Genomic DNA, 19,513 nt, shown 5'->3' on the forward strand with positions numbered 1-19,513 from the left:
GGCCCAGCGTGAAGTCGACATTGCGGATCTCGCTCGGCGCCTTGATCCAGTCCAGCCGCTTCGCCTCCTCGGCCCAGAACCCCTCGGGGTCCGACACCGACCGCGCATAGGCCGCATCATACCCGGACGCGTCGATATGGGCGCGGGCGACGGTCTCGGCCGAGGGCGGATAGACCGCGGTCTCCGGTGTCGCTTTGGCTTGGTCAGTCATGGAAGTCTCCCCCATCCAGTGTCCTTCGTGACGACGCGTCAAGACTCGCCGTCAACCGATTGGGCTCACCATAACCGGTCTGGAAAATAATGGAATATTCCCTGCAAAAATAGGTATTTGGCTGTAAATAATTTTCGTTTAGCGCTGACAATCAGTAAATCAATTTTCCGCGATCCGGCTAAGCCCCTTGTTTTCCTGACTTCCGCAAGGGCCGCTCTCGCCCTGTCCGGCCGCCGCGCCCCCGGGCCGGGGGCGGGCGGGCACCGCTCACGCGGGTGTGACAAAACGATGCGGTATGCCTTGGTATACCGCATCGACACCCCTTTCGCGCGAATCCATGGCGCCATGATCGGGCTTGATCGCGGGCCGGGTTTCTCTACGCTCCCTGCAGGGCGGGCCCAGACCCGCCGGTCATCCAGGGAGGAGACACCATGACCCGACTTGCCGCGCGTCTGCTGACGACCGCGATCGCCGCCACCTTCGTCACCGAGGCCGCCGCCACCGAGTGGAACGCCTCGCTCTGGGGCAAGCGCCGCGCCTTCACCGAACACGTGCACAAGCTGGCCGAGCTGGTCGAACAGAAGACCGACGGCGCCTTCACCATCAACATCTCCTATGGCGGGCTGTCCAAGAACACCGAGAACCTCGACGGGATCTCGATCGGGGCCTTCGAGATGGCGCAGTTCTGCGCCGGCTACCACCCCGACAAGAACCGCGCGATCACGGTGCTGGAGCTGCCCTTCCTCGGGGTCTCGAACCTCGACGAGGAGGTCGCGGTCAGCCATGCCATCTATGACCACCCGGCCGTGGCCGAGGAGATGGCGCAGTGGAACGCGCAGATGCTGATGACCAGCCCCATGCCGCAATACAACATCGTGGGCACCGGCGATCCGCGCGACGAGCTGGCCGAGTTCGACGGCATGCGGGTGCGCGCTACGGGCGGGCTGGGCCGCGCCTTCAGCGCCGTGGGGGCGGTGCCGACCTCCGTGACCTCCTCCGAGGCCTACCAGGCGATGGAATCCGGCGTCGTGGACACGGTAGCCTTTGCCCAGCACGCCCACCTGTCCTTCGGCACGATCAACCAGGCCGACTGGTGGACGGCGAACCTGAACCCCGGCACGGTGAACTGCCCGATCGTGGTGAATATCGACGCCTACGAGGCGCTGTCCGACGAGGAGCGCGCCGCGCTTGACAGCTCGGTCGACGAGGCGATCGACCACTACCTGGCCAATTACGGCGAACTGCTGCAGCAATGGGACAGCGTGCTGGAAGAGAAGGGCGTCCAGAAGGTCGAGATCGCCGAGGGCGAGCTTGCCAAGTTCCGGGAGGTGGCCGGCGACCCGATCCATGCCGCCTGGCTGGAGGAGATGAGCGCGCAGGGCCTGCCCGCGCAGGAGCTTTATGACCTCGTCTTCTCGACGCTGGAAAGCGCGCGCGCCGGCAACTGAGCCGGAGCTTCGCGGCATCCTCGCGGCCCCGGACCGTCTGCCGGGGCCGCGTCTTGCGCATGGGCAGGCGGATCTCAGGAACGGGAGTGCGGGATGGCGGGACAGGCTTCGGTCCTCGAGGATGACAGCCTCTTGTCGCGGCTCGACCGCGGGCTGGCGCGCCTGGAATGGGGCATGGCGCTGGTCTCGGGGCTGGGGGCCTTCGCGCTGATGGTGCTGGCGGTGGTCTCGGTCACCGGGCGCAACGGCTTCAACGAGCCGCTGCGCGGCTATGTCGATTGGATCGAGGCGGCCATGCCGCTGATCGCGATTTTCGGCATCGCCTATGTGCAGCGCAATGGCGGCCATATCCGCATGGACATCGTCGTGGGCCAGCTGAAGGGCCGGCTGCTCTGGGCGGCCGAGTTCCTGACCACGCTGGCAATCCTGCTGCTGATGGCGCTGCTGGTCTGGGGAACCTGGGCGCATTTCGACCGCAGCTTCGATTTCTCGACCCCGAACTGGAGCCGCGACAGCTCGATCGATATCGGCCTGCCGATCTGGCCGGCCAAGCTGGTCGTGCCGGTGGCCTTCGCGGTCATGTGCCTGCGGCTGGTGCTGCAGCTCTGGGGCTATGGCCGGGCCTTCGTGCTGGGGCTGAGCGAACCGGTGGCGGTGCCGCTGGTCATGTCGGCGGCCGAGATGGCCGCGGCCGAGGCCGAACAGGTGCGGGGGCACGACTGATGGACAGTATCGAGATCGGGCTCTGGGTCACTGGCGGGCTGCTGGTGCTGGTGGTGCTGGGCATGCGCGTGGCCTTTGCCGCGGCCTTTGCCGGGCTTGTCGGGCTGATCTGGATCTTCTGGGACAAGCGCGGCTATGACCCCGAGATGTTCGGCTGGGCGCTGGGGGTGGCGGTCAAGACCGCGGGCCAAGTGCCGCATGGCAAGGTGGCCAGCCAGGCGCTGAGCCTGATCCCGACCTTCATCCTGATCGGCTACCTGGCCTATTACGCCGGGCTGACCCGCGCGCTGTTCGAGGCCGCCAAGCGCTGGATCGCCTGGGTGCCGGGCGGGCTGGCGGTCTCGACCGTCTTTGCCACGGCCGGCTTTGCCGCCGTCTCGGGCGCCAGCGTGGCCACGGCCGCCGTCTTTGCCCGCATCGCCATCCCCGAGATGCTGAAAGTGGGCTATGACAAGCGTTTCGCCGCCGGGGTCGTGGCCGCGGGCGGCACGCTGGCCAGCCTGATCCCGCCCTCGGCGATCCTCGTGATCTATGCCATCATCGTCGAGCAGGACGTGGGCAAGCTGCTGCTGGCGGGCTTCATCCCCGGCATGTTCTCGGCGCTGGTCTACGGGCTCCTGATCGTGATCCTGGCGCTCAGCCTCAAGAGCTTCGGCCCGCCGGTCACCGGCTTCACCTGGCGCGAGCGCTTTGCCAGCCTGCCGCCGGCGCTGCCCATCGTGGCGGTCGTGGTGATCATCATCTTCTTCGTCTACAACCCGTTCGGCGGCGATGCCTGGGGCACGCCGACCGAGGGCGGGGCGATCGGCGCCTTCATCGTCTTCTGCATGGCGCTGTGGCGCGGCATGCGCCTGCCCGAGTTGCGCGACGCGCTGGTCGAGACGGCGAAACTGTCGATCATGATCTTCACGATCATCTGGGGCGTGCTGATCTACGTGCGTTTCCTGGGCTTCGCGGACCTGCCTTCGGCCTTTGCCGACTGGATCACCTCGCTCAGCTACCCGCCTATGCTGATCCTCGTCTGCATCCTGCTGGCCTATGCCGTGCTGGGCATGTTCATGGACGCGATCGGCATGCTGCTCCTGACACTGCCGGTGGTCTACCCGGCGGTGATGGCACTGAACGGGGGCGAGACGGTCAGCGCGGCGGACAGCGCCTTCGGCATGTCGGGCACGATGTGTGCGATCTGGTTCGGCATCCTCGTGGTCAAGATGGCCGAGTTCTGCCTGATCACCCCGCCCATCGGGCTGAACTGCTTCGTCGTGGCGGGTGTGCGTCCCGAGCTGTCGGTGCAGGACGTATTCCGCGGGGTGACGCCCTTCTTCGTGGCCGACGCGGTGACCATCGCGCTGCTGGTGGCCTTCCCGCAGATCGTGCTCTGGCTGCCCTCGCTGGCCTGAAGCGGGCCGGGGCGGCTCAGCCCCGGCGCAGCGCCCCGTGGGCAAAGCGCAGCTTCTCGCGCACCGGCTCGGTCAGCACGAACGGGTAGAGGTCGGGCAGGTCGAGCGCGCGGTTGACGTGGTTCACCGCGATGGACAGGTCGACCGCGCAGGTCAGCAGCGTCTCGGCCTCCGGTTCGGCATAGGCGTCGTAATCCTGTCCCGGCCCCTCGGGCAGGGACAGATGCGTGGCGGCCACGCTGTCCACCAGATCCACCAGATGCAGCAGGTGGGCGATGGTCTCGGCCCAGTCCTCATGCGGGTGGGCGGTGGCATAGCCGGTGATATGCGTCTCGCCCGGCGGTTGCGGATCGGCATGGTGGGCCTGCAGGGCAGCGCCGTAATCCGCCCGCTCGTCGCCGAAGAGCTGGCGGAAGCGGTCGAGAAACTCGGCATCCTCGGACAGTCGCAGCTGCAGGAAATGCGCGATCTCGTGGCGGACATGGCCGATCATTGTCCGGTAGAGCTCGCCGAACTCTTCTTGCCGCTCGGCCAGCACCGCGTCGCTCGCCTCTGTGACGTTGATCGTGATCAGCCCGTCGGCATGGCCCATGATGACATCCGTCTCGCCATGAGCGGTGCGCTCGGAGAGCATGCGAAAGCGCGGCCGGGCGCCGGGATCGGCCGGGGTGAACCAGCCCCAGCGCGCCAGATTGGCCAGCACCCAGCGCTTGGCGAACTCGCTCTTGCTCCATAGCGGCAGGTTCTCGGGTGCGCGCAGGTCGGGCACCGTCTCGGTCATGGCGCAGGAGCGGCAGAGCCCCTCCGTCTCGGCCCGCCAGTTGCAGCCGATATCGGCGCGGTTGGCGCAAGGGCTGTCCGCGCCCTGCATGGCCTGCGCGTCCGGGTCGAACTGGACCGGCGCACCGCAGCGACAGGCGAGGTTGTGGAAATAGACCGGCGCGGCGCAGGTCGGGCAGGGAAAGATCTGCATGTCTGACACCCCCGAGGGGCGGCAGGCCCCGGCGTCGCTGCCCAGATAGGCGCGCGCAGGTCCGGCGCCAAGCGGGTTTTGCGCGGCTCTGCCCTCGGGTTCGGCGGAAAACCGTCCAGCGGGGCAGATCGGGGCTTTGCATCGCTCTTTATTTCGGATATTCCGGAAATATGGAAAAAGATATCATCAGCCAGCTCTCCGCCCTTGCGCATCCGCGCCGCCTGTCGGTCTTCCGGCTGCTCATGCGGCGCTATCCCGATGCCGTGCCGGCGGGCGAGATCGCCACCGCGCTGGAACTGCCGGCCTCGTCGCTCTCGGCGGCGCTGTCGCAGCTGCACCAGGTGGGCCTGCTCACCCAGCATCGCGCCGGCACCTCGATCCGCTACCGCGCAGATACCGGCCGGGCCGGTGATCTCGTCACCTACCTGGCCGCGGATTGCTGTCGCGGCCGGCCTGATATCTGCCTGTCATCTTACCCTGCTAAGCCCCGCCAAAGCCCCGCATCGGAGACCCCCATGTCCGACCAGAAATACAACGTGCTTTTCATCTGCACCGGAAACTCGGCCCGCTCGATCTTTGCCGAGACGCTGCTGCGCGCCGAGGCCGGCGACCGGTTCAACGCCTTCTCGGCCGGCACGCGCCCCTATTCCGAGCTCAACGCCTTCGCGCTGGAGCTGCTGGAGTCCAAGGGCCATGACATCAGCGCGCTGCGCGCCAAGAATGTCGACGAGTTCCAGGGCGCGGGTGCGCCGCCGCTCGATTTCGTCTTCACCGTCTGCGACCGCGCCGCGAACGAGGAATGCCCGCCCTGGCCGGGCCAGCCCATCACCGGGCACTGGGGCCAGCCCGACCCGGTCAAGGCCGAGGGCACCGATGCCGAGAAGCGGCTGGCCTTCCAGCAGGTCTACGGCGCGCTGCGCAACCGGATCCGCGCCTTTGCCGCGCTGCCGTTCCAGACCCTGGACCGCGCGAGCCTGCAGGCCCGGGTCGACGACATTGCCAAGACGGAAGAAGACGCATGACCACCTACGCACTGAACGGCCTTGGCCGCATCGGCAAGCTTGTCCTCAAGCCGCTGCTGGAGTCCGGCGCCGAGATCGCCTTTCTGAACGACGCCGTGGGCGACCCGGCGATGCACGCCCATCTGCTGGAATTCGACACGGTGCATGGCCGCTGGGAGGCCGACTTCAGCGCCGACGCGGACAGCATCACCATCGACGGCACGCGGATCCCGGTCTTCGGCACGCGCGATCTGTCCGAGCTGCCGCTGGACGGTGTCGACGTGGTCATCGACTGCACCGGGTCTTTCAAGACCGAGGCCCGCATCGCGCCCTATTTCGAGCGTGGCGTGAAGAAGGTCGTGGTCTCGGCGCCGGTCAAGGACGGCAACGCGGCCAATATCGTCTATGGTGTCAATGACGCCATCTACGATCCCGAGGCGCATCACATCGTGACCGCCGCGTCCTGCACCACCAACTGCCTGGCGCCGGTGGTCAAGGTGATCCACGAGACCCTCGGGATCCGGCACGGCTCGATCACCACGATCCATGACGTGACCAACACCCAGACCATCGTCGACCGGCCGGCCAAGGACCTGCGCCGCGCGCGCTCGGCGCTGAACGCGCTGATCCCGACCACCACCGGCAGCGCCACGGCGATCACGCTGATCTATCCCGAGCTGACAGGGCGGCTGAACGGCCATGCCGTGCGCGTGCCGCTGCTGAACGCCTCGCTGACCGACTGTGTCTTCGAGGTGGAGCGGGAGACCGACGTCGAGGAGGTCAACGCGCTCTTCAAGGCCGCCGCCGAGGGCGATCTGAAAGGCATCCTCGGCTACGAGACCCGTCCGCTGGTCTCGACCGACTACACCAACGACCCGCGCAGCGCGATCGTCGATGCGCCCTCGACCATGGTGGTCAACGGCACGCAGGTGAAGATCTACGCCTGGTACGACAATGAATGGGGCTATGCCCACCGCCTGGCCGACGTGGCCCGGATGGTCGGCGACCGCCTCTAGGACCTCTCCCTCAAGGCTCAAGCGACAGGAGCGCGCCGTGACCGACACGACCCCCGACAGGCCCGACGGGCTGGCCGCCTATATCGCGGTCACGGCCGCCTATTGGGGCTTCATGCTGACAGATGGCGCGCTGCGCATGCTGGTGCTGCTGCATTTCCACACGCTGGGCTTCTCGCCGGTGCAGCTGGCCTATCTCTTCCTGCTCTACGAGCTGGCAGGCATCGTCACCAACCTCTCGGCCGGCTGGATCGCGGCGCGGTTCGGGCTGAGCTCGACCCTCTATGCCGGGCTGAGCCTGCAGGTCGGTGCGCTGCTGGCGCTGGCCCAGCTGGACCCGGGCTGGAGCCTGACCGCCTCGGTGATCTTCGTGATGGCGGTGCAGGGCGTCTCGGGCGTGGCCAAGGACCTGTCCAAGATGTCGGCCAAATCCGCGGTCAAGCTGCTGGCGCCTTCGGGGCAGGGCGGGCTGTTCCGCTGGGTGGCCGCGCTGACCGGGTCGAAGAACGCGGTCAAGGGGCTTGGCTTCCTGCTGGGCGCGGCGCTCTTGGCGCTGGCGGGCTTCGTCCCGGCGGTGCTGGGCATGGCGGCGGTGCTGGCGCTGGTGCTGGTCGTGCTGGCCCTGCGCATGCCGGGCGGGCTGCCCGCCGGGCGCAAGGGGGCCAAGTTCTCGGAGGTCTTCTCGAAGGACCGCAACATCAACTGGCTGTCGCTGGCGCGGGTCTTCCTGTTCGGCGCGCGCGACGTGTGGTTCGTGGTGGGCATCCCGGTCTATTTCTATGCCGTGCTCTCGGATGGAACGGAAGAGGGCAACCGGTTCGCCTTCTTCGTGATCGGCTCCTTCATGGCGGTCTGGACCATCCTCTACGGCGCCGTGCAGGCCTGGGCCCCGCGCGCGTTGCGTGCCGCGACCCGCCCCGAGGCCGAGATCGTCGCCGCCGCGCGCGGCTGGGCGCTGGCGCTGCTGGGCGTGCCGCTGGTCCTGTCGGCGCTGGTCTTTGTCGCCGGCGCGCCGGTGGGCTGGCTGACCGTGGCGCTGATCGCCGGGCTGCTGGTCTTCGGGGCGCTTTTTGCGGTGAACTCCTCGCTGCATTCCTACCTGATCCTCGCCTTCTCGAAGGGCGAGCGGGTGACGATGGATGTGGGGTTCTACTACATGGCCAACGCCACCGGCCGGCTGCTGGGCACGCTTCTGTCGGGGGTCAGCTACCAGCTGGGCGGGGTGGGCGCCTGCCTTGCCACGGCCGGCGTGATGGTGGCGCTGAGCGCGCTGGCGGCCGGGCGGTTGCGGGCCGAGACTGTCGCGCCCTGATCCGGCGTGCGGGGCGGGTGGCGCGGGCGGGACGCCTCCGGCGGGAGTATTTCGGGAAAGATGAAAGGGCGCGCAGTGTTATTGCGTGTCGCGCCAGCCCCAGGCTGCGGCCCTGTCGAGGCAGTCGCGCCAGGTGGTGATCCCCGAACAGGTGTCGGCGGCGCGCAGCGAGGCGGCGGCGCTGGCATGGCCCATGCGCAGACGGTCCTGCGGCGGCCAGCCGCGCAGGTGGGCGAGGAAGTAGCCCGCGGCAAAGGCATCGCCCGCGCCATTGGCGCCCACCCGTTCGGCATCGGGGATGGCCACCGAGGGCGCGTGATGCAGCGTGCCGTCGCGGTCGGCATAGACCGCGCCCGTGGGGAAATGCACCACGATTTCGGACATGGCGCCGCGGCCCAGTACCTCCTGCACGGCACGGGTGACCTCTTCCATGTCGGTGGTGCCGCCTTGCAGGGTGTCGCGCCCGGCCAGCGCGCCGATCTCGGCATCGTTGACCACCAGCGTGTCGAGATGGGGCAGGCAGGGCAGGACCAGCCGGCGGATCAATGAATCCTCGGCGGTGACCAGTTCCATGTTGGTGCGCAGGCCTGCCGCGCGGCCCCGGCGCAGCACCGTGACCCAGCCATTGGCGTCGCCCTCCCAGGGCGCGTCCATGCGGTCATGGATGCCGGGCAGACCGAGATGCAGCAGCCCGGCCCCGGTGGCGGAGAGGTCGAAATGGTCGGGCGTCAGCAGCGGCGCCGTGCCGGGAAAGAAGATATGCGTGCGCCGGCCGCTGCGGGCCGAGAGATAGGCGTCGGTCATCGGCGTGCCGGCTTCCTCGCTGCGGCGCAGCCCGCGCCGGTCGATGCCATGCGCATCCGCCACGCCGAGCAGGAAATCGCCCCATTCGCCGGCCCCGATCAGGCCCTGCGTCTCGACCGGGATCTCAGGGTCCAGCCGGCGCAGCGCCACGGCGAAGTTGCAGCCCGGCCCGCCGCCGGCGGGGGTCATGTCCTGCACGGTGGCCAGCATGTCCTCGTCCGGCCAGAGATCGACCGTGATGTTGCGGTCGACCACCCAGGTGCCCGCGGTCAGCACGCCCGCCCGGGTCATGGCGCGGCCGCGCGCAGCACCTCTTCGGTGAGCGCGAGATCGTCGTCGAGCGCACGGAACGGTGCCTTGCCCGCAGCCTGCAGGTCGGCATGGTAGGCGCGCACGCCCTCGGCCGAGGGCAGGCGCTCTTCCAGCACGCGGCGCATGGCGCCCAGCATCAGGACCGAATCCTCGGAGCGGTAGATCTTGCGCCCGAAGAGCGCGACGCGCGCGCCGTAGCGTTCGGCCTGGACCAGCAGTTCGAGGCAGTCGCGCGTGGTGCCGGCGCCGCCGCCGAGGATGCCGAAGACGAGGTTTTCGGGATCGTAGCCGGCGATCTCCTCGGTGGCGCGGGGTCCGTTATAGGCGGCCTTGAGGAAGAGCGGCCGGTCGCGCCGCGCCACGCCGGCCAGGCAGCGCACGATCATGTCATTGTTGTAGCTGGCGAAATCGCCGTTCACCACGACCGGGACCTGCGGATTGAAGATCTCGAGGAAATGCGCCATGCCCGCCGCGCCGGCCTCGTCGCGGAACTGTGCATAGGCCTCGAGCATGGCGTGGTCATGGGCGAGGTCGTTGTAGAAGGTGACCGAGAAGAGCCCCAGCCCGGCCACGTCGCGGGCGCGGTCCAGCCGCGCGGTGCGGAAGGGCAGGGCGCGCGCGCCGGGATAGGCGCCGCCGCGGGCCTGCCAGATATCGGTCGTGTCGTTCAGCCGCACCGCGGGGGTCACGTCGCTGCCGGCAAAGGCGTCGCGCTCGGCCATGACCTCGGCGCTGGAGACCGACATCAACAGGATGTCGGCCAGCCCCGAGGCGATCACCCTCTGCATGTCGTCGCGATAGGCCGACAGCGGTTTCATCCGCCCGTCCGCCCCCGCGCCGGGCGTGGCGCAGCCGAAGGCCATGTCGCCATCCTTGGCATCGGCGATGATGAAATCGGATGGCGTGTAGCGCCCGGCGCGGATGCGGGCCAGCTTGTCGTCCAGTCGTGTCATGCGCGTCCTCCCTCTGCCGGGCGCCCCCGGCTCAGCCGATCATGTAGCGGGCGGTGAGCGGCAGGCTGGCCGCCCCCAGCGCGCGCGCATCCGGACCGGCACCGCCCGCGACGATCACCGGCTCCATCAACCCCGACAGGTTCTGGCGGGACAGCGCGTCGCGCGTGGCCGCGATCAGCCGGTCTAGCACGGGGCGCGGCAGCCAGCCATCGAGGCGCACCGCCGGGAAATCGAACACCGCGCAGGCCGAGACGATGGCATGGGCCAGCCCGTCCGCGGCCATGGTGATCCAGTCCTGCAGGATGGCGGGATCGACCGGCCAGTCTTGCGGCGCGCGCCAGAGATAATCGGTCTCGCCCCCCGCGGCCTTCAACCGGGCCTCGAGCACCGACAGGCTGGTGCGTTCGAGCAGTTGGCAGATGCCGCCCTTGCCGTCGGGCACGGGCAGGGGCCCCAGCGCGCCGGCATTGCCGTGGCCGGTCACGAGGCTGCCATTCATCACCACCCCGCCGCCGATGAAATAGCCCAGGTAGAAATAGAGGAAGTCGCGCGGCCCGTCCTGCGGGCCGAACAGCACCTCGGCGCCGCAGGCGGCCGAGGCGTCGTTCTGAAGGTAGACCGGCATGTCGAAATGCCGGCTCAGGTCCTGCTGCAGGTCCACGGCGCGCCAGGACATCATGTCCTCGGGCGGGACCTTCAGATGCTCGGCCCAGTTCCACAGGAAGAAGGGCATGGCCACGCCCAGCCCCGCCATCCGGTCGCGCCGGTCGGCGGGCACCTGCTCCAGCAGGCCGGTCAGGCGCTGGGTGACGAAATCCAGCACGCCGTCGGGGGTGGGGAAGTCATGGGTGCGCAGCTGGCGGTGCAGGATGGTGCCCACGAAATCCATCAGCACCATCTCGACGCTGCGCCGGCCCACCTTGATCCCGGCGAAATAGGCGCCGTCCGGGGCCAGCCGCATGGGGACCGAGGGCTGGCCCACGCGCCCGCGTACCGGCTCGCCGCGCAAGAGCAGCCCCTCCTGTTCCAGCGCGCGCATGATGACCGACACGGTCTGCACCGACAGGCCCGTGGCGCGGGCCAGCTCGGACTTGGCCATGGGGCCGTGCACGCGCAGCATGGTCAGCACCAGCTTTTCGTTGCGCGCGCGCATGCCGCTCTGGTTGGTCCCGCGTGCCAGAAGCCCGGCGCTGGCCTGAGTGCTTTCCACGACATGTCCTCCCGCGGTCGAGAATGGAGAGGGGCCGGGATCGAGTCAATAATAATTAAGAGTGAATGATTTATTGACAGCGCCTGCGAATCCGGTTTCTCCTGAGTGCGAGGGAGGCCGGTTGTCGGAGGAGGCGGCCGGTGGCCCCAACAAGGAATCCTAGGGAGGACCAACCGTGACCAAACTCACCAAGACGTTTGCGCTGGGCGCATCCGCGCTGGCCTTTGCCGCGCTGGCCGGGACCGCGCAGGCGGGCAGCCATTCGATGGATGTCAGCGCCTGCCTGATCACCAAGACCGACACCAACCCGTTCTTCGTCAAGATGCGCGAGGGCGCGACCGCCAAGGCCGAGGAGCTGGGCATCGAGCTGAACAGCTATGCCGGCAAGGTGGATGGCGACCACGAGACGCAGGTCAACGCCATCGAGACCTGCATTGCCAATGGCGCCAACGGCATCCTGCTGACCGCCTCGGACACCTCGTCCATCGTGCCCGCGGTCGAGCAGGCGCGCGAGGCCGGGCTGCTGGTGATCGCGCTGGACACGCCGCTGAACCCGATCGACGCGGCCGACATGACCTTCGCCACCGACAACTTCAAGGCGGGCGAGCTGATCGGCGAATGGGCCGCGGCAACGCTGGGCGACGAGGCCGAGAATGCCCGGATCGCCATGCTGGACCTGGCCATCAGCCAGCCCACCGTGGGCGTGCTGCGCGATCAGGGCTTCATGACCGGCTTCGGCATCGACATCAAGGATCCCAACCAGTGGGGCGACGAGGACGATCCGCGCATCGTCGGCCATGACGTGACCGCCGGCAACGAGGAGGGCGGCCGCAAGGCGATGGAGAGCCTGCTGGCCAAGGACCCGATGATCAACGTGGTCTACACGATCAACGAACCCGCCGCGGCCGGCGCCTACGAGGCACTGCGCGATATCGGTCGCGCCGATGACGTGCTGATCGTGTCGGTCGATGGCGGCTGCCCCGGCGTGCAGAACGTGGCCGAGGGCGTGATCGGTGCCACCTCGCAGCAATACCCGCTGCTGATGGCCTCGCTGGGTGTCGAGGCAATCGCGGCCTGGGCCAAGGATGGCACCAAGCCCGAGGCGACCGAGGGCAAGGATTTCTTCGACACCGGCGTCGCGCTGGTGACCGACGCGCCGGCCGAGGGCGTCGAGTCGATCGGGGTCGAGGAAGGCCTGGAGAAGTGCTGGGGCTGAGGCGCCGGGGGATCTGCGCGCGACCTGCGTGCAGGTCCCGTGCCTGAGCCTGTGGCGGGGGCCCCGCGCCGGCCCCCGCCATGACACATGGGCGACAGCCGCGCGGCGGCCCGCCGACCCGGCAGGCGCGTTTTCCTGCGCCATCGCTTGACAGCATGTTCAGGCCGGGGGCGCAGAGGCCCGGGATCGGCGCCGCGCCCGGCCCGCAGCGACCCCGTGACGGGGCGCCGCGACTGACGCGAACGGGAGGGGTTCATGCCCAATTCGGACAATTACGAAGCCGCCGCCAGCGGCGCATCCACCGAGGTCGCATCCTTTGCCGATGACGAGGGCAAGGGCCTCGTCGGGCGGTTGCACCACACCTTGCATGTGAACCCGGCGCTGGTGCCGCTGATCGTGCTGCTTGCCGCCATCCTCGTCTTCGGGCTTGTGCTGGGCTCGCGTTTCTTCTCGCCCTTCGCCATGACGCTGATCCTGCAGCAGGTGCAGATCGTGGGCGTGCTGGCGGCGGCACAGGCGCTGATCATTCTCACCGCGGGCATCGACCTGTCGGTCGGCGCGCTGGCAGTGCTGTGCTCGGTCATCATGGGCCAGTTCACCTTCCGCTACGGCATCCCGCCGGCCATCGCCGTGGCCTGCGGCCTCGCCATCGGCACCGCGGTTGGGGCGGTGAACGGCTGGCTGGTCAGCCGCATCAAGCTGCCGCCCTTCATCGTGACGCTGGGCATGTGGCAGATCGTGCTGGCGGCCAACTACCTGTATTCGCAGAACGAGACGATCCGCAGCCAGGACATCGAGGAGCAGGCCGCCTTCCTGCAATTCCTCGGCACCAAGTTCGAGATCGGCGGCGCGATCTTCACGCTGGGCGTGGTGCTGATGATCGTGCTGATCTTCGGGCTGGCCTACGCGCTGCGCTCCACCGCGTGGGGGCGGCATGTCTATGCCGTGGGCGACGACCCGGAGGCGGCCGAGCTGGCCGGGGTCGACCGCCACAGGACGCTGATGTCGGTCTACATGCTGGTGGGCTTCATCTGCGGGCTGGCGGGCTGGGTCATGATCGGCCGGTTCGGCTCGGTCTCGCCCTCGGCCACGACCGGCGTGATCGGCAACATCCAGTCCATCACCGCCGTGGTGATCGGGGGGATCTCGCTCTTCGGCGGACGCGGCTCGATCATGGGCGCCTTCTTCGGCGCGCTGATCGTGGGCGTTTTCGAGCTGGGCCTGCGCATGGGCGGGGCCAACCCGCAATGGACCTACCTGCTGATCGGCACGCTGATCATCGCCGCCGTCACCGTGGATCAGTGGATCCGCAAGGTCACCGCGTGAGTGCGAGGGAGGAGAGACAGATGCAACCCATTCTCAAGGGCACCGGCCTCGTCAAGCGCTACGGCAAGGTCACCGCGCTGGACAATTGCGACTTCGAGCTGATGCCGGGCGAGATCCTGGCCGTGATCGGCGACAACGGCGCCGGCAAGTCGACCCTGATCAAGGCGGTCTCGGGCGCGGTCGTGCCCGATGCCGGCACGGTCGAGCTCGAAGGCAAGCCGGTCCATTTCCAGAGCCCGATCGACGCGCGCGCCGCGGGGATCGAGACGGTCTACCAGACCCTCGCCATGAGCCCGGCGCTGTCCATCGCCGACAACATGTTCATGGGGCGCGAGATCCGGCAGCAGGGGCTGATGGGCCAGCTCTTCCGCCGGCTGGACAAGGCCGAGATGCAGCGCATCGCGCGCGAGAAGCTGAACGACCTTGGCCTGATGACGATCCAGAACATCAACCAGGCGGTCGAGACGCTGTCGGGCGGCCAGCGCCAGGGCGTGGCGGTGGCGCGCGCCGCGGCCTTCGGCTCCAAGGTGATCATCCTCGACGAGCCCACCGCGGCGCTGGGGGTCAAGGAAAGCCGCAAGGTGCTGGAGCTGATCCTCGACGTGCGCTCGCGCGGGATCCCGATCATCCTGATCAGCCACAACATGCCGCATGTGTTCGAACTGGCCGACCGCATCCACGTGCACCGGCTGGGCAAGCGGCTCTGCGTGATCGACCCCAAGGACTATACCATGGCCGACGCGGTGGCCTTCATGACCGGCGCCAAGGAGCCCACCGCCGCCGAGGCGGCCTGAGCACGGGCTGAGGGCACGGGGGCGCTGTCCCCGGCCCCTGCCAGACCTCGTGACGCCCAAAGGCCTGACCGGGATCGGCTGTCAGAAAACCGGCGCCTTCGCACGAGAGTGCGAAGGCGGTGTCGTGTCGAATATCGGGAGTGCGGACACAGCGAGCTTTCGCTGCGGCTGCGCCAATGTCTGTTTTGGCAACCGGTGCGCCAAGGCTCCAACTCTCTCAGAGTGAGGCCTTCAGACCCAAAAAACTAAACTCCATCAGCTAACCGTGCACCGATGTCTTGCCAATATGCTATCTTTTGCCCTGCGCCCTTTATCTGTGCTGTCGGGTGCAAAGTGCAGAAGTAAGAGGTGCCCCCCGCCTTGGCAAAGGCTAACCCATTTTGCTGCTCAAAGCTCACGCCTACGATGTCTTGCCAATGAGCCAGATACTTTTTGCTGTAAAATACGACATTGCGGGGCTTGTGCTCATCTATCGCACATTTGATCTTCGCTTTGCGAATTGGTAGCATTGCCTCGCTATAGGTAGCCCGATCGACTAACACCGGATCGCTAGAGTATTGGTCGTAGTGCCACACTCTTGTGCTTGGTGAAGGGAGAGGCAACAATTCAAGCCCGCACGTCTTGGATCCGTGGCGCAACCAGCGTTCACCCTGCATAGTTTTTGATGCAGCGCTGTCATGCGGTTTTCCTTCAGAACAAAGCTGAGCCCGCATCAGCCAATCCCATGTTCTTTGCGCGGCGCGCACGGGAGGGGTGAACAAATGATCAGCTCCAATTGCGATATGGTACTCCGCGCAGTCCTCAAGGGTACAGTTTCCACGTTTTACCCACGTGCTGATGCGTGTCTCAACATCTTTCAGACTATCGCCACCACCTTCTTCCATTCCAATGAACCAAGTGTCGGCATCGAAATCGCCGTAACCCAAGAATGAATTCATGAAATTTTTTAATATTTCTCTATTGAGCATTTGTCCCCCATCAGTAGCGTGACACAAGCAACACATGAATCTGTTTAGCTAAAGCCACGACCGCTCCTAATAGCTCAAAGCTGACATTCAAGCATCGCGCAGCATTCTGCACTTTGGGCTCGAAGCCGACATCGACCGCCGATCGCCCCCGCAGGTGGGAAGCGATCAGCGGCATGTCCTGTGGGGGGCGAAGGACGTCCCCGGTCTACGGCCCGACACGGGGTCCGCCTCAGGCGGGCACCCCGTCGAAGGCCATCACCTTGTTGCCATAGGCGGTCTCGCCCGTGACCTCGCGGCCGAACCAGTCGGGCGGAATGAAGGCCTTGGCCGCGGCCGCGTCGTCGAACTCCACCTCGACAAGGCGGAAGGGCGCGTGGCGCCCGGCGAAGAGGTCCAGCTCGAACACGGTGCCGCAGGGCAGCCGCCCCTCGTGTCGGGTCTTCTCGATGCGCTGGCCCTCGGTGGCGGGCCAGAAGGTCTCGAACAGGGCGGCGTCGATCTCGCTCTCGCGCTCGCTGCGCAACAGCCCCGATCCGCCCTTGAGCGTCAGGTAGAAGCGCGCGCCCTTCTGGCGCAGCCGCATCTCGACCGAGTCGCCGGGACGCGTCAGGTAGCCCTGCCGGATCTCGCGCGCCTCGGTGGTGTCCAGATCGGGCAGGGCGGTCACCAGGAACTTGCGTTCGATCTCGACACTCATCCCAACCGCTCCAGCACGTCGCGGCACAGCGCGTCATAGGCCGCCGCCGCGGGGCGCGATCCGGCAAAGGTGGCCACGGGCGCGCGATGCACGCCCATCTTCTCGACATCCGTCGCGAAAGGCACGGCCACGTCCAGCAGCCGCTTGCCATGATCGGCCTTCATCTTGTCGATCGTGCCCACATGCAGCTTCTTCGAGGCCTGCGCCATGGAGAAGAAGCCGAGGATCTTCTTCTTGGGAAGGTCGTGTTCGTCGAAGAACTCGATCAACTGCTCGAAGGTGCGTTCCGACAGCGTGGTGGGGATGATCGGCACGAGGATCGCGTCCGAGGCCTTGAACACGTTCTCGGAGAGCGACGAGATGTTGGGCGGGCAGTCCAGCACCACCACGTCATACTCGTTGCCCACCTTCTTGAGGGCCTTTTGCAGGCGCGAACGGCTGTTCTTCATGCGCGACAGGAAGACGTCGAAATTGCGGAAGGTCATGTTGGCCGGCAGGATGTCGAGATCCTCGAAATCGCTGCCCCGGATTGCGCGGGTGAAGCGCGCCACGTCGAAGAAGAACCGCGCATCCTTGAGCTTCTTCGAGGGCTTGACCCGGAAATAGAAGCTGGACGCGCCCTGCGGGTCGAGATCGCAGAGCAGCACCCGCTTGCCCGCGCGCCGCAACCCGTAGGCGACATTCACCGCCGCGGCCGTCTTGCCGACGCCGCCCTTGTTCGAATAGCAGGCCAGGATCTTCATCGCTTGCCTCCCTTGCCATGAAAGAGCGCCGCGAAACCGGCGCGGGTCGCGGGGCTGTCGAACCGCGCGAAACTGTCGACGACGCGGGCCCGCTCGGCGCGCTGGCGCTGGTCCAGCACGGTCAGCAGCGCTCCGAGGCTGGTGGCGATCTCGAGCCGTTGCGCGGGCTTGAGCGCGCCCAGCCGGTCCAGCGCGGCGCCCAGCTCGGCCTGCTGGACCGAGTAGTCGTTGAACAGCCCGAGATTGTCCTGCAGCCGTTTCAGCGCCTTGATCAGGGGCTTCATCTCGGCCTTGCCGAAGAGCGGCGCGAAGAATTCCATCAGGTAGCGCAGCTTCTTGCAGTGGATGCGCAGCTCGTGCACCACGGCGTCGGGCGTGCCCGCGTCGATCTGGGCCGCCTTGGCGCAGACCTTGCGGTAGCGCGCCCAGATCAGCTTGCGCGCGAATTCCAGCGCCGAGCGGGCGGCCTTGGGGCCGCGCTCCAGCTTCTTGGGCTTGTCGAACAGCTTCTGAAGCTTGCGGATCTCCTTGGCGTAGGCTTCGCTCTGCAGGTGCTCGGCCAGCCGGGCCTGCTCGGCGTCACGCTCTTCGGCGAACATGTCGAACAGCCGTTCCAGCCCGGGGCGCATGGCGTCGGGCACCAGCTCCAGGTAGGTGTCGCGCTCGATCAGGTAGACGTCGAGATCGCGCAGCCGCCCGGTCTCGGCCATGAGCGCGCCGAACCGGTCCTTGAGCTCCTGCGTCTGGTCCTCGGAGAAGACGCCCTTGAAGAGCGACACGACCGAGCGGACGCGGCGCAGCGCGACGCGGTAGTCATGCAGGAACTCGGTGTCGAGATCGGCGATCGTGCCCGGCTCGTTGCGCCGCGCCACCGCCAGATGCGTGGCGATGATGTCGCAGGCCGCGCGAAAGGCGGTCTCGTCCGGCGCCATGCCGATCTCGGGCTTGCTGGTATAGGGCACCGCCTCGGCGCCAAGCCGCCCGCGCAGCCCGGCCGCATCGGTGGCGCTCAGCGCTTCCAGCCGGTCGAGATCGCCCCGCAGCCGGTCGAGCGCCTTGTCATAGCCGCGCAGCGGGCGGAGCAGCAGCAGGGAGGCCACGCGGTCTTCGGCCTCCAGCCGCCAGAGCTCGCCGCGCACCAGCGTCTTGTCGAGATCGTCCACAAGGCGCAGCCCGTGATGCGCGGCCGTGCCGGTGCCCTGCACCAGAAGCCGCCGCAAGGGGGACAGGACCGGGCGCAGCGCCTCGGTCACCGGCCCTTCGGGCAGCGCGTCGGGAAAGCCGGGCTCGGTCGCGTGCTGGCGCAGGGCGGGCCCCGCGGGCTGCAGCAGGTGCCAGCTCTCGCCATCGCTCAGCAGCAGCATGCCGGCCGCGCTGATGGCCCCGTCGAACGTGTCGATCAGCGCAAAGCGGCTGTCCGGCGCTGCGTCCTCGCAGATCACCCGGCGCTTGTCGCTGGCCAGCGCGTCCAGCCGGGGCAGCAGATCCCCGGCGAACAGAAGCGGTATCGGGGAAGTGGATGTCATGTGGTCGTGTCCAGTGCCTTGCTCCGGTCGGTTGTCGGTCTTGAGGCCGGGCGTTGTAACGCACGCCCCGGCCAGTGCAAGAGTGTATATACAAATTATAGCTCTGCAAGATGCGAAATCCTGCGCGAGGTGCGCGCCGGAGCGGTGACTCGCGTTGTTTGCCAGGAGACGAGAACCGAAGGTCGGTCCTGTTAACCCTTTCTCAACCATCCGCGAGATCTGCTCCTGACGGAGGATGCACGCGTGACCGGGCCGGCCCGGCCGGAGGGTGGTTGCGGCTGGAGAGGCGTGATGCAGGCGCGACCGATGGCATTTGTCTCGAATGATTCGAGCTTTTTTGACGTTTGCGCGGGAAGCTGGCTCATCAATGGCGCGGCGGGTTCGGGATTGGTTCGGCTGCGGTAACAAATCTCGACACAATCCGGCCAGCGCGGAGGCGGGATCGCGGGCCGTGGCGGCGCGGCGGGATTGTCCCGCGTCTTGCGACAATTCGGGCGCGCCTTTCGCGGAAGGACGCGAATTTCGGTGCGATTTCCGGCCTTTTTCGGCCGGAATCGCCGAAATTGGTGGGGCGACTGGAAACGCCTGTCTTGCAACCATAGGAAAAGTCGCGGCTTTTTCGCGGCGCCTTTTCGAACCTGCCGCGGCGGCAAGTGTGCGATCCGTGACATTTTATTCTTCCGGCAGGGCGGTCTTGGGCCTATCACTAACGGCAAGCCCAACTGGGGGGTGAAGACTGCTGGCCACGGGGGCGGCCGCCGAACTGTGATGCATCCGCGAGGGTGCGAAGGGACGCGAGGGCGGAGAATCCGTCCGTAGCCGCAGAAAGCGATCTTCGTTCACGCAAAACACGTGGGCAGAGGCAGCGCGATCCACTTCGCAT

At 67.3% G+C, this 19,513-nt stretch carries 18 protein-coding genes; 9 read left to right on the forward strand and 9 right to left on the reverse strand.

Features of this window, described 5'->3' with window-relative positions; translation table 11 throughout:
- Positions 1-211, reverse strand: a 211-nt coding sequence (locus AVJ23_RS20410; RefSeq protein ID WP_276203226.1) for an acetyl-coenzyme A synthetase N-terminal domain-containing protein, incomplete at its 3' end; no start/stop codon positions are given.
- A gap of 431 nt (positions 212-642) precedes the next feature.
- Here AVJ23_RS20410 and dctP point away from each other — a divergent pair.
- The 3 genes from dctP to AVJ23_RS20425 all read left to right on the forward strand — a co-directional run bounded on the left by dctP (position 643) and on the right by AVJ23_RS20425 (position 3,782).
- On the forward strand, positions 643-1,659 hold the full coding sequence (gene dctP / locus AVJ23_RS20415) for a TRAP transporter substrate-binding protein DctP (RefSeq protein ID WP_058864085.1): 1,017 nt from the start codon (positions 643-645) through the stop codon (positions 1,657-1,659).
- Positions 1,660-1,752: 93 nt separating this feature from the next.
- The gene (locus tag AVJ23_RS20420) at positions 1,753-2,382 is read left to right on the forward strand and encodes a TRAP transporter small permease subunit (RefSeq protein ID WP_058864086.1); all 630 of its coding nucleotides are present in this window, start codon (positions 1,753-1,755) and stop codon (positions 2,380-2,382) included.
- The gene (locus AVJ23_RS20425; protein ID WP_058864087.1) at positions 2,382-3,782 is read left to right on the forward strand and encodes a TRAP transporter large permease; all 1,401 of its coding nucleotides are present in this window, start codon (positions 2,382-2,384) and stop codon (positions 3,780-3,782) included. Before AVJ23_RS20420 ends, AVJ23_RS20425 begins: the two co-directional genes overlap by 1 nt.
- A gap of 16 nt (positions 3,783-3,798) precedes the next feature.
- On the opposite strand, the gene AVJ23_RS20430 is transcribed toward AVJ23_RS20425, so the two are convergent.
- Positions 3,799-4,755, reverse strand: coding sequence for a zinc-binding metallopeptidase family protein (locus AVJ23_RS20430; protein WP_058864088.1), 957 nt, complete (start codon positions 4,753-4,755; stop codon positions 3,799-3,801).
- A 170-nt stretch (positions 4,756-4,925) separates the two neighbouring features.
- On the opposite strand from AVJ23_RS20430, the gene AVJ23_RS20435 reads away from it, so the two are divergent.
- The 3 genes from AVJ23_RS20435 to arsJ are packed head-to-tail and all read left to right on the forward strand — an operon-like array spanning position 4,926 to position 8,081.
- A complete protein-coding gene (locus tag AVJ23_RS20435; protein ID WP_058864089.1) occupies positions 4,926-5,777 on the forward strand; it encodes an arsenate reductase/protein-tyrosine-phosphatase family protein in 852 nt (283 codons plus the stop codon).
- Positions 5,774-6,772, forward strand: a complete 999-nt coding sequence (locus tag AVJ23_RS20440; RefSeq protein WP_058864090.1) for an ArsJ-associated glyceraldehyde-3-phosphate dehydrogenase — start codon at positions 5,774-5,776, stop codon at positions 6,770-6,772. The genes AVJ23_RS20435 and AVJ23_RS20440 overlap by 4 nt, the downstream gene beginning before the upstream one ends.
- 37 nt (positions 6,773-6,809) lie before the next feature.
- On the forward strand, positions 6,810-8,081 hold the full coding sequence (arsJ, locus tag AVJ23_RS20445) for an organoarsenical effux MFS transporter ArsJ (protein ID WP_058864091.1): 1,272 nt from the start codon (positions 6,810-6,812) through the stop codon (positions 8,079-8,081).
- A gap of 78 nt (positions 8,082-8,159) precedes the next feature.
- On the opposite strand, the gene AVJ23_RS20450 is transcribed toward arsJ, so the two are convergent.
- Genes AVJ23_RS20450 through AVJ23_RS20460 form a run of 3 tightly spaced genes read right to left on the reverse strand, consistent with a single transcriptional unit; the run spans position 8,160 to position 11,360 of the window.
- Positions 8,160-9,176 carry a carbohydrate kinase family protein gene (locus AVJ23_RS20450; RefSeq protein WP_058864092.1) on the reverse strand — a complete coding sequence of 339 codons (1,017 nt, stop codon included), beginning with the start codon at positions 9,174-9,176 and terminating at the stop codon, positions 8,160-8,162.
- On the reverse strand, positions 9,173-10,150 hold the full coding sequence (locus AVJ23_RS20455; protein WP_058864093.1) for a beta/alpha barrel domain-containing protein: 978 nt from the start codon (positions 10,148-10,150) through the stop codon (positions 9,173-9,175). The genes AVJ23_RS20450 and AVJ23_RS20455 overlap by 4 nt, the downstream gene beginning before the upstream one ends.
- Positions 10,151-10,181: 31 nt before the next feature.
- A complete protein-coding gene (locus tag AVJ23_RS20460) occupies positions 10,182-11,360 on the reverse strand; it encodes an ROK family transcriptional regulator (protein WP_058864094.1) in 1,179 nt (392 codons plus the stop codon).
- Between the two features lie 175 nt (positions 11,361-11,535).
- On the opposite strand from AVJ23_RS20460, the gene AVJ23_RS20465 reads away from it, so the two are divergent.
- The 3 genes from AVJ23_RS20465 (at position 11,536) to AVJ23_RS20475 (ending at position 14,696) form a co-directional block, all read left to right on the forward strand.
- Positions 11,536-12,576, forward strand: coding sequence for a sugar ABC transporter substrate-binding protein (locus AVJ23_RS20465; protein WP_058864095.1), 1,041 nt, complete (start codon positions 11,536-11,538; stop codon positions 12,574-12,576).
- 255 nt (positions 12,577-12,831) lie between these two features.
- Positions 12,832-13,902, forward strand: coding sequence for an ABC transporter permease (locus AVJ23_RS20470; protein WP_058864096.1), 1,071 nt, complete (start codon positions 12,832-12,834; stop codon positions 13,900-13,902).
- Positions 13,903-13,922: 20 nt separating this feature from the next.
- Positions 13,923-14,696: an ATP-binding cassette domain-containing protein gene (locus AVJ23_RS20475; protein ID WP_058864097.1), complete on the forward strand. Its 774-nt coding sequence runs from the start codon at positions 13,923-13,925 to the stop codon at positions 14,694-14,696.
- A 245-nt stretch (positions 14,697-14,941) separates the two neighbouring features.
- Here the strand turns inward: AVJ23_RS20475 and AVJ23_RS22955 are convergent, their stop codons facing one another.
- The 4 genes from AVJ23_RS22955 to AVJ23_RS20490 all read right to left on the reverse strand — a co-directional run bounded on the left by AVJ23_RS22955 (position 14,942) and on the right by AVJ23_RS20490 (position 18,630).
- Positions 14,942-15,634 carry a hypothetical protein gene (locus AVJ23_RS22955; protein ID WP_157772745.1) on the reverse strand — a complete coding sequence of 231 codons (693 nt, stop codon included), beginning with the start codon at positions 15,632-15,634 and terminating at the stop codon, positions 14,942-14,944.
- Between the two features lie 259 nt (positions 15,635-15,893).
- A complete protein-coding gene (locus tag AVJ23_RS20480; protein WP_058864098.1) occupies positions 15,894-16,361 on the reverse strand; it encodes a CYTH domain-containing protein in 468 nt (155 codons plus the stop codon).
- On the reverse strand, positions 16,358-17,104 hold the full coding sequence (locus AVJ23_RS20485; protein ID WP_058864099.1) for a ParA family protein: 747 nt from the start codon (positions 17,102-17,104) through the stop codon (positions 16,358-16,360). The genes AVJ23_RS20480 and AVJ23_RS20485 overlap by 4 nt, the downstream gene beginning before the upstream one ends.
- Entirely contained in the window at positions 17,101-18,630 is a 1,530-nt protein-coding gene (locus AVJ23_RS20490; protein WP_058864100.1) for a CHAD domain-containing protein, read from the reverse strand. Before AVJ23_RS20490 ends, AVJ23_RS20485 begins: the two co-directional genes overlap by 4 nt.
- Positions 18,631-19,513: the final 883 nt, after the last annotated feature.

It is taken from the genome of Pseudoponticoccus marisrubri, from assembly GCF_001482405.1.
Lineage (GTDB): Bacteria > Pseudomonadota > Alphaproteobacteria > Rhodobacterales > Rhodobacteraceae > Pseudoponticoccus > Pseudoponticoccus marisrubri.

Coding starts and splice junctions, on each gene's coding strand:
- AVJ23_RS22955 (WP_157772745.1), bottom strand. CDS start 15,634: ATGAATTCATTCTTGGGTTACGGCGATTTCGATGCCGACACTTGGTTC.
- AVJ23_RS20420 (WP_058864086.1), top strand. CDS start 1,753: ATGGCGGGACAGGCTTCGGTCCTCGAGGATGACAGCCTCTTGTCGCGG.
- AVJ23_RS20425 (WP_058864087.1), top strand. CDS start 2,382: ATGGACAGTATCGAGATCGGGCTCTGGGTCACTGGCGGGCTGCTGGTG.
- AVJ23_RS20455 (WP_058864093.1), bottom strand. CDS start 10,150: ATGACACGACTGGACGACAAGCTGGCCCGCATCCGCGCCGGGCGCTAC.
- AVJ23_RS20475 (WP_058864097.1), top strand. CDS start 13,923: ATGCAACCCATTCTCAAGGGCACCGGCCTCGTCAAGCGCTACGGCAAG.
- dctP (WP_058864085.1), top strand. CDS start 643: ATGACCCGACTTGCCGCGCGTCTGCTGACGACCGCGATCGCCGCCACC.
- AVJ23_RS20480 (WP_058864098.1), bottom strand. CDS start 16,361: ATGAGTGTCGAGATCGAACGCAAGTTCCTGGTGACCGCCCTGCCCGAT.
- AVJ23_RS20470 (WP_058864096.1), top strand. CDS start 12,832: ATGCCCAATTCGGACAATTACGAAGCCGCCGCCAGCGGCGCATCCACC.
- AVJ23_RS20440 (WP_058864090.1), top strand. CDS start 5,774: ATGACCACCTACGCACTGAACGGCCTTGGCCGCATCGGCAAGCTTGTC.
- AVJ23_RS20450 (WP_058864092.1), bottom strand. CDS start 9,176: ATGACCCGGGCGGGCGTGCTGACCGCGGGCACCTGGGTGGTCGACCGC.
- AVJ23_RS20490 (WP_058864100.1), bottom strand. CDS start 18,630: ATGACATCCACTTCCCCGATACCGCTTCTGTTCGCCGGGGATCTGCTG.
- AVJ23_RS20435 (WP_058864089.1), top strand. CDS start 4,926: ATGGAAAAAGATATCATCAGCCAGCTCTCCGCCCTTGCGCATCCGCGC.
- AVJ23_RS20430 (WP_058864088.1), bottom strand. CDS start 4,755: ATGCAGATCTTTCCCTGCCCGACCTGCGCCGCGCCGGTCTATTTCCAC.
- AVJ23_RS20485 (WP_058864099.1), bottom strand. CDS start 17,104: ATGAAGATCCTGGCCTGCTATTCGAACAAGGGCGGCGTCGGCAAGACG.